The following is an 11,600-nucleotide window of genomic DNA, read 5'->3' as shown; positions in this document are numbered from 1 at the left end:
AAAAAAGTCCCACACTTGCGGGACTCTATTTTTAAAATGCAGAAAATAATTTTTCCATTTTTTCTTTTTCCTCTTCTGCAAGTGAAGAGTCTACTAAAATTCTTCCAGAATGTTCATCGATAATGATTTTCTTTCTTCCAGCAATTTCTACTTGCGTTTGTGGCGGAATAGTAAAGAAAGATCCTGCAGAAGCACCTCTTTCTATAGAAACAACTGCTAATCCGTTGCGAACACTGCTTCTAATTCTTTTATAAGCAGTTAATAATCGGTCTTCAATTAGAGCTTCATATTCAGCTGATTTTTCAGATAAAAAAGATTCCTCTTTTTGAGTTTCTGACATGATATCGCTTAACTCTGCTTTTTTATGTTTTAGGTGATTTGATTTTGCCTCTAATTTTTCCTTAGATTCTGAAATCACTTGCTTTTTGTGCTCCATAGAAGCTTTCAGTTCCTTAATTTGCTTTTCGGCCAACTGGATTTCAAGTTCTTGAAACTCCACTTCTTTAGTTAACGAATTGAATTCTCTATTGTTACGAACAGTATCTTGTTGTTTAGTATACTTTTTTATAGCAGTTTGATGCTCATCAATTGCATTCTTTTTAGCTTTAATTTGCTCTTCGATAACTTCTAAATCTTGTTTTAATTTATCGTTTCTTGAACTTAAACCAGCAACTTCATCTTCTAAATCTTCTACTTCTAAAGGCAGTTCCCCTCTCACATTTCTGATTTCGTCAATTCGGGTGTCAATTAATTGTAAATCATACAATGCTCTTAACTTTTCTTCAACGTTTAATTCTTTTGTATTCGCCATAATATTTATAAGTACTTAACAGGATTGGTATTTTCTTCTGATAAAATGATTGCAAAATTAAGGATTTTTTTCCTAAGAAAATCAACAATATAATTTTTTGTATTCCTTTCGCTTTCAAAATGTCCAATATCTGCTAAAAGTAGCTGATTTTCAGCTTCATAAAAATCATGATACTTCAAATCAGCTGTTAAAAAAACATCAGCACCAGCAGAAATTGCGTTTTTTATGGCAAAACTTCCTGAGCCTCCCAGTACGGCAACCTTTTTTATTGATTTTCCAGTATATTGGGAATATCTAATTCCTTCGGCTTGCATTTTATCTTTTACAAAGTGTAGAAAATCCTTTTCATTCATAGAAGTTTTTAATTCGCCAATCATTCCTAGTCCAATATTTTGATGTGAATTTTGCAAGTCATAAATTTCATAAGCCACTTCTTCATAAACGTGCTTGTTAAACAAAGCTTTCAGAATTTTTTGCTCTAAATGTTTTTCAAAAGTCACTTCAATTTTTATTTCTTTATTCTCCACAAATTCAAATCGTTCTCCAATTTCAGGATTACTATGTTCATTGCCCATGTAGGTGCCAATTCCCTGAGAATTGAAACTGCAATTTTCGTAATTTCCAATAGTTCCTGCTCCAACATCAAAGAGAGCATTTCTAACTTCTTCAGCGTTTTCTGGAATGGTATAGGTTACTAATTTTCGAATAAAATTTTGTTTCGGAATAAGAATTTTGGTATTTATTAAACCCAAAGCATCGCAAAATATTTTATTTACACCTTCTAAATGATTGTCTAAAGCAGTATGTATGGCATAGATAGCAATGTCATTTTTTATCGCTTTAATCACAACTCGTTCGACATAATTTTTTCCGTTAATTTTTTTTAGGCCAGAAAAAATGATTGGATGGAAGCAAACAATAAGATTGCAATTTTTAGCAATAGCTTCATCTAGCACATTTTCTAATGCATCGTGACAAACTAAAACTCCTGTAGCAGTGGTTTCTGGATTTCCAACCAATAGACCAACATTATCAAAATCTTCGGCATAAGCCAATGGCGCCATTGATTCTAATTCAGATATAATTTCTTTTATTTTAATCACTTTTATTGTTTTTTAAGTTGACCACGAATTAAGATATTCTTTTATAACCCATTTTTCATTTATTTTTTCTAATAATAAAATAGAACCACTATTGTGTTCAATGTTTCTAAAAAACACCACTTTTACGAGAGAAATATTCTTTTTAGAAAAGTAAAATGGTTTACTTATAATCATTAAACGTTGATTATTCAAATTTAATTTTTTTGATATTTCTTGATATTTTTCTAACGTAACACAAGTATTTATTTTTGTTTTTAGTGTATTTTTTTCTAATGTATAAATATAATTTAATTCGTTTGACCAATCTCTTTCTGCAAGATCAGTGTTTATTTTAGCTCTAATTTCATTAAAAAAATCTTTTGGCAATTTTTGATCTTTTATAGCTTCAATTAATTCTTCGTTGTTGTTTGCCTGGTTACAATACAAATACAATAATTGGCTTCTACCTTTATAAACAGGCTTTTCGTTTTTGTAATAGGTTTCTAAAATTGTTTGTAGCACCAATGGATTTTGATTTTCTTGTGCAAAAGAAAATTGATAGAAAAAAACAATAAGTAGTATCAATTTAAAATTAGTACGTTTCATTTTAATTAGAGTAAATCAATTATGGTGATTCAAATTATTTTTTCTTTCAAAGATAAAATATTATACTTTCGTAAAATGATTTTATTGCGAAAAATACTATTTCCCTTTGCTGTTTTATACGGTTGGATTGCGCAATTCCGAAATTTTCTTTATGATAAAGGTTTTTTAAAATCTTATTCATTCGATTTGCCTATAATAGCTGTGGGAAACTTAAGTGTTGGAGGAACGGGTAAAACTCCGCAAATAGAATATTTAATTCGATTGCTTTCAGCTAATTATAAAATAGCCACATTAAGTCGAGGTTACAAAAGAAAATCAGAAGGATTTGTTTTGGCAGATGACACTTCTACTGCCGCTATTCTTGGAGATGAGCCGTATCAGTTTTATAAAAAATTTCCTAATATTCAGGTTGCTGTAGATGCGGATAGAAAAAACGGAATTGAACAATTGCTTTCTTTACCAAATAAGCCAAATATTATTTTGCTTGATGATGCTTTTCAGCATCGCAAAGTAAAAGCTGGATTTTATATTCTTTTAACCTCCTATGATGATTTATTTTGTGATGATTATATTTTGCCTACAGGTAATTTAAGAGAAAGTAGGAGTGGTGCCAAAAGAGCCGATTGTATTATTGTAACGAAATGCCCTAAAGCTATTACAGATTTTGAACAAAATGAGATTAAAGAAAAATTAGATTCAACTGTTCCATTATTTTTTAGTTGTATTGAATATGATGATTGTATTTTCTCTTCAAACGAATCAAAGAAAGTTAATGAAATTAAGGATTTATATAAATTACTTATTGCAGGAATAGCCAAGCCGAAATCTTTTTTCGATTTTTTAAAAAATCAAAATGATATATCCTTAACTTTTCCAGATCATCATCATTTTACGGCTTCAGATATTTTAACTATAAAAAATATAGCAAAAGATTCTTTAATTATAACTACAGAAAAAGATTATGTACGGTTAAAAGACTGTATTCCTATTAATCAGCTCTTTTACTTACCTATAAAAACTTCTTTTATTTCTAATAAAACTACTTTCGATTCTATCATTAGTGATTATTTAAAAATCACAATCTAAACTATTTTATTGTTTTACTAAACATCAAAATTATTATAAACAGATAATAAGTTGAGCTATAATCCTCTTAAATTGTTTGTTTTTACTCTAAAATTTGTAATAAAAAACTTATTTATATATAAAAAAGATGTATTTCATCGATAAAAAGAGTATTTAAACGTCAAAAAATTATTTTTATAGATATTGTTTTTTTACTTTTGAATCAATATTTCACAACTTATTTTAAAAAGCATGATTATGAAGCTAAAATTATTTTTAGTCGATTTGAATTTTCAAAAGTTAGCATTAACTTTTGTATTATTTTTTCAAATAACTTTTAGTAATTCTCAAAATTATAGGAATGCTGTTGCTTACGTAAATGATTTTGGAAGAAACGAAACTTTTATCAATGCATCAATGATGGAATATTCTAAAACTATTGCATTAATATCTCCTGAAAATAGAGTAAATAAATCTTCAACTGAACTTGTTGATAAACTTGTAAAATTAAATGAAGTTTTAGCAACACATGATAAAGGATTTAAAAATGATACGCGTTTAAGAGATGCTATGATGGAATTAAATACAGCAGTATCTGTTTTTATGACTTCTGAAACTAGTGATTTTAACGATTATAAAAGCCAAAGTTTATTAAGTATTGAAGATATTACAGAAAATTTTAGACTTAAAGAATTAGATATTGAAAAATTATATCAGAAATTTAGAAATTATGAAATGGTAAAAAAAGAATTTGGTGAACAATATAATATTCCTATAAAGTTTTATTCAGGACTGAATATTTATGAATATAATACGTATCAAAATTTAATTTTTTATAAAATAAATGTTTTAGATGAAAAGTTGATGTTTGCAATAACCAATAGAGATATACCAAATATTCAAATTTGTAAAAATAAAATTGTTGAAATTTGCAATGAATCTTTACAAAAAACTAAGCTTTATAGAGATCAGTTTATAGATGAAACTTTAAATTCTGCTAATATTTTATTTTCAAATTTTTTCTTGTATCAGGATATTACTTTATTACCAATTACAATTAATTTTTTTCAATTTTCTGAACAGTTTCAAATTTTAAAATGTAAAATGGTAGTAGATAACTCTTTTATTCCTGCAGATGATTACAACAAACAAGTTCGAACTTATAATTCTTTAAAAAATAATTTTTATGACACTTTATATGAAGTAAATACAAAAAAAAATACTTTAATTAATAACTGGGTAACTACAAATAGCTCTTTCCTTAAAAACAATTGTAGTTTTGATATCACTAATTACAAATTCCTAGCTGAAGAGGAATAAATAGATTGTACACGTACATCCAAAATAAATTCTTTCTTTACAAATAAAAAGTTTCACAATAGCTTTGAATATATTACTAAATATAGCAAATAAATAGCAAGTTTGTTGTACTATATTAAGTATTTAAGGGTTGCGCTTATTCTTTTTACAAAAATCGGCTTAATTTTATTTTATAATTTCTACTTTTGAAAACTAATTGAACAATACTTTCAGTTAGGAGAAATAATAATTAAATAAAAAAAGTCATATGTGGGAAAAAGTACAAGAAACAGTTAGTTATATACAATCTCAAACACAGTTCTCTCCAGAATATGGTGTAATTCTAGGTTCAGGTTTAGGAGGCTTTACAGATGATATTGAAATAGAGTATACATTACCTTATTCTGACATTCCTAATTTTCCAGTTTCTACAGTACAAGGCCATAAAGGCGCATTAGTTTTTGGAACTATTGGAGACAAAAAAGTGATGGCCATGCAAGGAAGATTCCATTTTTATGAAGGCTATGATATGAAAGAAGTTACTTTTCCTGTTAGAGTAATGAAATATTTAGGTGTCGAAAAATTAATTGTATCTAATGCTTCAGGTGGTGTAAATGATAATTATGAAGTAGGTTCAATCGTATTAATTAAAGACCACATTAATATGATGCCAGAACATCCTTTGAATGGTAAAAATGACGAACGATTTGGACCTCGATTTGTAAACATGAGTGACCCATACAGCTTGAATATGATTCTTAAAGCAAAAGAAATTGCTAAAGCTTTATCAATAACTGTACATGATGGAATTTATTTAGGATTACAAGGACCAACTTTTGAAACTTTAGCCGAGTATAAAATGGTAAAAATACTGGGAGCCGACTGTGTAGGAATGTCTACCGTTCCAGAAGTAATAGTTGCTCGCCATATGGAAATGGAAACGTTTGGACTTTCTGTAATAACCGATATGGGTAATGAAGATAATATTGAAACAGTAAGTCACGCAGAAGTTTTAGAGGCTGCAAAAAAAGCTGAACCACACGTTAGAAACCTAATTAAAGAACTTATAAAACAATACTAATAGATTAAATAGCAAGATTTTGTGCTATAATTTTATAAAACTCTTCTGGATTAAACGGTTTCGTAATAACATCATTCATACCATAGGATAAAAGCATTTCTCTGTTTTCATTTAATGAAATAGCAGTTAATGCTATAATTAAAGTTTTTTTATCAAATGTTCGTATGGTTTGTGTAGCAATCGTTCCGTTTATTCCAGGTAAATGAACATCCATTAATACTAAATCGTATTTATTGTTTTTTACAGCTTCTATAGCATCTTCTCCATTGTCAATAACCTCGCAAGACATGCGTTTATTTTCTACCATTTTTTTGGTAATCATCTGATTGATTTTATTGTCTTCAATCAGTAATACTTTTTTATCATAAAGAATAGACTCGTCGTAGTCGGCAACTTTTTCAACAATTTTTTCATCAGTTCCAATTTTAAAACTCAAATCAAATTTAAAAGAAGAACCTTTGCCTACTTTGCTTTCCACTTTAATTTTTCCGCCAAGCAAATGAACTAATTTTTTTACAATTGTTAATCCTAAGCCAGTACCTCCATATTTGCGATTAATTTCAATTGATCCTTGAGAGAAACTATCAAAAACAGACTCTATTTTTTCTTCAGGAATCCCTATTCCGGTATCTATAACTTCAAAGTGAATTGCTGTAAATTCTTCATTGGTTTCTGTAGAGTTAAGGATAACTTTTACTTCTCCATTTTTTGTAAATTTTAAAGCATTATTAATCAAATTCAGAAAAATTTGAGACAATTTAGTAGGATCGCCAATTAAAAAATCGGGGATATTTTCGTCAATTTCAACAGAAAAAGTGTTATTGTTAATAGAAGCTAATTCTTTTAATGAATTTTGAATATTGCCTAATAAAAGTTTTAAATTAAAATTAAGGTTTTCAGTTTCTATTGCACTAGATTCAATTCTATTTATTTCTAATATTTCATTAATAAATGTGAGTAAGTAATTTCCTGAAAATTTCAAAGAAGTTAAATAGTTCATCTGAGATTCTTTAGGATTTTCTTCTAATAATAAATGAGTAATTCCATTTATAGCATTCAATGGAGTTCTTAATTCATGGCTTACTGTAGAAAGAAATTCGGCTCTAGCCTTTGAAGCCTTCTCTGCTTTATCCTTAGCTAGTTGTAGTTCAGCATTTTTTTCTTTCAACAATAGATTAGATTTCTTCTTTATGTTGTTATTCTTATATAATGAGATGCTTAATAATGATAAAATTATAATTAAAGCAATGGCAAGAGTGCTTATTAATTTTGCAACTTTATTAGCTTTTTGTTGCTCTTTGTATTCTTTGTCCATTTGCTCAATGGTTTTCATTCTTTCAGTTTCTTTGAAATTGGCATAATCTTCGGTGCCAATTTTCTTGGTGTTGATAGCAGCAATACTATCCTTCATACTTAAATGCTCTTTCAAATATTTATGAGATTTAAAAATGTCTAGTAATTTTTCGTGAACTACACTTAAGGAAAGTAAAATTTTAGACTTTTGTTCAATATTTTTATCTTTAGCATTCAATTCATAGGCGCGATTGAGATAATTTAATGCTAAATTTTTTCTATTATTTTTTAACTCTATAGTACCAAGTTGAAACAAAGCTTCCGCTTTTGTTTTAAAAACATCTAGATAATCTGGTTTGGCAATAATTTGATCAAATATAGGAGTCGCCAATTTGTATTTCCCTTTGGCACTATAAACAATTCCTTTTTGTAGATTTAATAATTCAATAGCATCAGGAATTTTAATGTCAGAATAAATTTTTTGAGCATTGTTAAAATAGGTTTCTGCTTTAAGAAATTCTCCTTTTTCCATATAACACAATCCTAATTTATAATAAGAGTATGCTTGCTCGCTTGAAGGTGCTATTAAATTGTAAAAAGATAAACTTTTGGTATAGGATTCTATGGCGTCATCATATTTTTTTAAATCAAAATACAATGATGCAAGTACTGCGTAAGATCTAGCCTCTTGTTTATTGTCTTTTTTATTTACAGCAAAGTCAATAGCTTTTTGAGCAAAATCTAAAGATGATTTATAATTATTTACTTTTACATTAAAGTTAGATAATTCAATGTAATAAGAAACACTATCTACTTCAATGGCTTTTTTCTTTTGCCTCTGAGCGGATACTATAGTGCTGAACAATAAAAAATAAATAAAATAATACCTCATGAACGTTTATAAATTGTTTTTCAAGGGTTTAAATATATGAAATTATTTCTTTATCGTTAGATTTATTAAGTCAATAATTCTAGAAGAATATCCAATTTCGTTATCATACCAACCAATTACTTTAACCATTTTACCAATAACAGATGTTAATTGAGAGTCAAACAAACAAGAATGTGTGTTTCCTATAATATCTACAGATACTATCGGATCTTGAGTATATGCTAAAATGCCTTTTAATTCATTTTCAGATGCTTTTTTAAAAGCAGCGTTAATTTCAGCAATAGAAACTTCGTGTTTTACATAGCAAGTTATGTCAGTAAGTGAGCCATCAGGAACAGGGACACGGATGCCACTTCCTCCAAATTTACCGTCAAATTCAGGAAATATTTTTGTTAATGCTTTTGCAGCTCCTGTAGTAGTTGGAACAATCGATTGACTTGCTCCTCTAGCTCTTCGCAAATCTTTATGAGGCTGATCGTGTAGACTTTGGTCTGTAGTGTAGGAATGGACAGTAGTAATATACGCTTGTTCAATTCCACACAATTCGCTAATGACTTTAATCATTGGCGCAGCATTATTTGTAGTACAACTTGCGTTAGAAATGATTGTTTCCGTTCCGTCAAGAATAGTTTCGTTAACTCCTAAAACCACTGTTTTTATTGCATCTACTTCTGATGGAGCAGAAAGGATAACTTTTTTGGCTCCAGCCAATACATGAGCGTTGAGGTCATCAAAAGTTTTGTACTTTCCAGTAGATTCTACTACAACATCAATATTGATTGTTTTCCAATCGAGATTTGAAATATTTTTTTCGTGAAAAAATAGATATTGCTTGCCGCCAACCCAAATAGAAGTGTCATCGTAGGAACAATCTAAAGGCAAAACTCCGTGAATGCTGTCATATTTTATTAAATGTGACATCGTTCGGTTATCAGCGATATCATTTATAGCAATAACTTCGATTGTTGGATGATTTAAAAGCAATCGAAATAAATTTCTTCCAATTCTTCCAAAACCATTTATGGCAATTCTTGTTTTCAATGTTTTTTATAATATATGTTTTGCCGCTTTATATGAGGAGCGAACTAAAGCACCGCTTTCCACATGTCGGAAACCCAATTCCAATCCTATTTTTTCATATTTTGCAAATTGGTCTGGTGTAATGTATTCTTTTACAGGTAAATGTTTTTTGCTGGGTTGTAAGTACTGACCTATGGTTACCACATCTACATTTGCCTTACGCAAATCATGTAAAGTCTGAATTACTTCTTCTTCAGTTTCACCTAGTCCTAGCATAATTCCAGACTTGGTTCTGTTAATGCCTTTTTCTTTTAAATAGCGCAAAACTTCTAAACTTCTGTCGTATTTGGCTTGAATGCGGACTTCACGTGTCAATCTTCTTACGGTTTCTACATTATGCGAAACCACTTCGGGATTGGCCTCTACAATTCGGTCAATATTTCTCTCGATACCTTGAAAATCGGGAATCAACGTTTCTAAAGTTGTATTTGGATTCATTCTTCGAATGGCTTTCACGGTTTCAATCCAAATTATAGAACCGCCATCTTTCAAATCGTCTCTATCAACACTTGTTACAACAGCATGTTTGATGTTCATTATTTTGATAGAGCGTGCTACTTTTTCAGGTTCATCCCAATCTACTGTTTCTGGCCTTCCTGTTTTTACTCCACAAAAGCCACATGAGCGTGTACAAACATTGCCTAAAATCATAAATGTTGCCGTGCCTTCTCCCCAACACTCACCCATATTTGGACAGCTTCCTGAGGTGCAAATAGTATTTAAACTGTATTTATCTACAAGACCACGAAGTTCAGTATATTTTTGACCAATAGGTAGTTTTACCTTCAGCCATTTTGGTTTTGCTACTGGTAATGTATTGTCTAAAACAGTTTCCATAGTCACAATTTTTTGAATTGCAAAGATAAGTAAAGTTGATAGAAGAATGATGAAAGCTTATTTCGGTTTTATGATTTTTTTAGGACATGTTAAATCAGTTTAAAAAGTTGTATTGAGAATGTTACTGTTATTTTTTAAACCATTAAGATAGTTGAGGCTTGTTAAGGATATTAAAAATCTTAATTAACTAAAATTTATTAATGGTTGTAATTGATTTATATTTTTATTAAAATAAAGTAGAATTATTTTAATGAATGATAGTTATATTTACTCTACAAAATCCATATCTCTATTATGAGTTTCATCTATAGTTATTGTGGCATAAATACTAAATCCAAAAACGATTACGGCTACAATTGTTGCTGATGTAATTACGCCATAATCGGCTTTAAAAAAATCAAAACCCAATAGCATTACTGGAACTAATCCTCGAACCATATTAGGTATTGTTGTTGCTGCAGTACTGCGGATATTTGTACCAAACTGTTCGGCTGCAATGGTAATAAACATTGCCCAAAAGCCAGTTCCTATTCCTATCCATAGGCAAAGAAAATAATAGCTATTTTCTGATTTAGCAGCTCCAAAAAGCAATAAAGCCACTCCAATAATTGTAAAAAACACCATATATAGAATAGTTTTTTTTCGGGATTGTAAAGCGTGAGAAATAAAGCCACTAGTAAAATCACCAATAGAACAGCCAATATAACACCACATGATTGCCTTGCCAGGATTTATAGTTGTAATTCCAAGTGCAATTGCAAATTGATTGCTCATGAGCACTAGAATTCCGATGCAAAACCAAATAGGTAAGCCAATAGCAATACAATTTATATATTTTAAGAAACGTTTTTTATTTGAAAAAAAGGAGAAAAAATTCCCCTTAGAAATGTTGGATTCTTTCTCTAGGTTTTTATACAATCCACTTTCAAAAACACCTACACGTAGCAATAAAAGCACCAATCCTAATCCGCCTCCAATAAAATAGGCTAAAGTCCAACTTCCAGCAAGTTCTACTGTAAGTTGCGCTACTACAGCCCCTAGGACTCCAAATGCTGCAACAATTGATGTTCCTATGGCTCTAAGTTCTTTGGGTAAGCTTTCGGATACTAAGGTGATACCGGCTCCTAATTCTCCTGCAAGTCCTACACCTGCAATAAACCGTAACGCTGCATAAATCGTAACTTTATCAGCAAAATGCATTTGAGGTAAAAAACCACAGGCAATATTTGCCAATGAATAGACAAGTATTGAACCAAAAAGTACAGATAAGCGCCCTTTTTTATCTCCTAAAACACCCCAAATAATGCCTCCCAACAGCAATCCTACCATTTGAAAATTTAATATAATCGTTCCTGCAATGTCAGCATTTAAACCCATATCATTTAAGCTAGGAACACGAACAATTCCAAAAAGCAATAGGTCATATACATCAACAAAGTAGCCTAAAGCTGCTACAATAACGGGAAATCCGAAAAGGTGTTTGAGTTTTTCTTTAAAAGTAAAGTGGAGCATGATTAGATAAGGTTTCTTCAAATATATTAAAATCCTTTTAAA

General features: G+C 29.8%; 10 protein-coding genes. 3 read left to right on the top strand and 7 right to left on the bottom strand.

All coding sequences use genetic code 11. The features are described 5' to 3' along the window. Positions 1 to 31 precede the first annotated feature (31 nt). From F6464_RS11720 to F6464_RS11710, 3 genes are read right to left on the bottom strand one after another with little or no spacing between them, the layout of a single operon-like run. On the bottom strand, positions 32 to 811 hold the full coding sequence (locus F6464_RS11720; RefSeq protein ID WP_151108049.1) for a zinc ribbon domain-containing protein: 780 nt from the start codon (positions 809 to 811) through the stop codon (positions 32 to 34). A gap of 5 nt (positions 812 to 816) precedes the next feature. Continuing rightward, positions 817 to 1,911 carry a Nif3-like dinuclear metal center hexameric protein gene (locus F6464_RS11715; RefSeq protein WP_151108088.1) on the bottom strand — a complete coding sequence of 365 codons (1,095 nt, stop codon included), beginning with the start codon at positions 1,909 to 1,911 and terminating at the stop codon, positions 817 to 819. A gap of 15 nt (positions 1,912 to 1,926) precedes the next feature. Further along, positions 1,927 to 2,499, bottom strand: a complete 573-nt coding sequence (locus tag F6464_RS11710; RefSeq protein ID WP_151108048.1) for a hypothetical protein — start codon at positions 2,497 to 2,499, stop codon at positions 1,927 to 1,929. 75 nt (positions 2,500 to 2,574) lie between these two features. On the opposite strand from F6464_RS11710, the gene lpxK reads away from it, so the two are divergent. From lpxK to F6464_RS11695, 3 genes are all read left to right on the top strand, one after another. Then, positions 2,575 to 3,585 carry a tetraacyldisaccharide 4'-kinase gene (gene lpxK / locus F6464_RS11705; protein WP_151108047.1) on the top strand — a complete coding sequence of 337 codons (1,011 nt, stop codon included), beginning with the start codon at positions 2,575 to 2,577 and terminating at the stop codon, positions 3,583 to 3,585. A gap of 237 nt (positions 3,586 to 3,822) precedes the next feature. Further along, on the top strand, positions 3,823 to 4,884 hold the full coding sequence (locus tag F6464_RS11700; RefSeq protein ID WP_151108045.1) for a hypothetical protein: 1,062 nt from the start codon (positions 3,823 to 3,825) through the stop codon (positions 4,882 to 4,884). A 247-nt stretch (positions 4,885 to 5,131) separates the two neighbouring features. Continuing rightward, positions 5,132 to 5,944, top strand: a complete 813-nt coding sequence (locus tag F6464_RS11695) for a purine-nucleoside phosphorylase (protein ID WP_151108043.1) — start codon at positions 5,132 to 5,134, stop codon at positions 5,942 to 5,944. Between the two features lie 4 nt (positions 5,945 to 5,948). Here F6464_RS11695 and F6464_RS11690 read toward each other — a convergent pair whose 3' ends face one another. The 4 genes from F6464_RS11690 to F6464_RS11675 form a co-directional block, all read right to left on the bottom strand. After that, entirely contained in the window at positions 5,949 to 8,129 is a 2,181-nt protein-coding gene (locus F6464_RS11690) for a tetratricopeptide repeat-containing hybrid sensor histidine kinase/response regulator (RefSeq protein ID WP_151108042.1), read from the bottom strand. A gap of 42 nt (positions 8,130 to 8,171) precedes the next feature. Further along, on the bottom strand, positions 8,172 to 9,170 hold the full coding sequence (gene gap, locus F6464_RS11685; protein WP_151108040.1) for a type I glyceraldehyde-3-phosphate dehydrogenase: 999 nt from the start codon (positions 9,168 to 9,170) through the stop codon (positions 8,172 to 8,174). Positions 9,171 to 9,176: 6 nt separating this feature from the next. Beyond that, complete coding sequence (lipA, locus tag F6464_RS11680) at positions 9,177 to 10,046, bottom strand: lipoyl synthase (RefSeq protein WP_151108038.1); 870 nt, start codon at positions 10,044 to 10,046, stop codon at positions 9,177 to 9,179. Between the two features lie 267 nt (positions 10,047 to 10,313). Continuing rightward, a complete protein-coding gene (locus tag F6464_RS11675; protein ID WP_151108086.1) occupies positions 10,314 to 11,558 on the bottom strand; it encodes an MFS transporter in 1,245 nt (414 codons plus the stop codon). Between the last annotated feature and the right edge of the window lie 42 nt (positions 11,559 to 11,600).

Source organism: Flavobacterium luteum (genome assembly GCF_008806775.1).
Taxonomy (GTDB): Bacteria; Bacteroidota; Bacteroidia; order Flavobacteriales; family Flavobacteriaceae; genus Flavobacterium; species Flavobacterium luteum.
This window is presented reverse-complemented; position numbering and strand designations above follow the sequence as displayed.

Coding starts and splice junctions, on each gene's coding strand:
- F6464_RS11695 (WP_151108043.1), top strand. CDS start 5,132: ATGTGGGAAAAAGTACAAGAAACAGTTAGTTATATACAATCTCAAACA.
- F6464_RS11700 (WP_151108045.1), top strand. CDS start 3,823: ATGAAGCTAAAATTATTTTTAGTCGATTTGAATTTTCAAAAGTTAGCA.
- F6464_RS11720 (WP_151108049.1), bottom strand. CDS start 811: ATGGCGAATACAAAAGAATTAAACGTTGAAGAAAAGTTAAGAGCATTG.
- F6464_RS11690 (WP_151108042.1), bottom strand. CDS start 8,129: ATGAGGTATTATTTTATTTATTTTTTATTGTTCAGCACTATAGTATCC.
- lpxK (WP_151108047.1), top strand. CDS start 2,575: ATGATTTTATTGCGAAAAATACTATTTCCCTTTGCTGTTTTATACGGT.
- lipA (WP_151108038.1), bottom strand. CDS start 10,046: ATGGAAACTGTTTTAGACAATACATTACCAGTAGCAAAACCAAAATGG.
- F6464_RS11675 (WP_151108086.1), bottom strand. CDS start 11,558: ATGCTCCACTTTACTTTTAAAGAAAAACTCAAACACCTTTTCGGATTT.
- F6464_RS11710 (WP_151108048.1), bottom strand. CDS start 2,499: ATGAAACGTACTAATTTTAAATTGATACTACTTATTGTTTTTTTCTAT.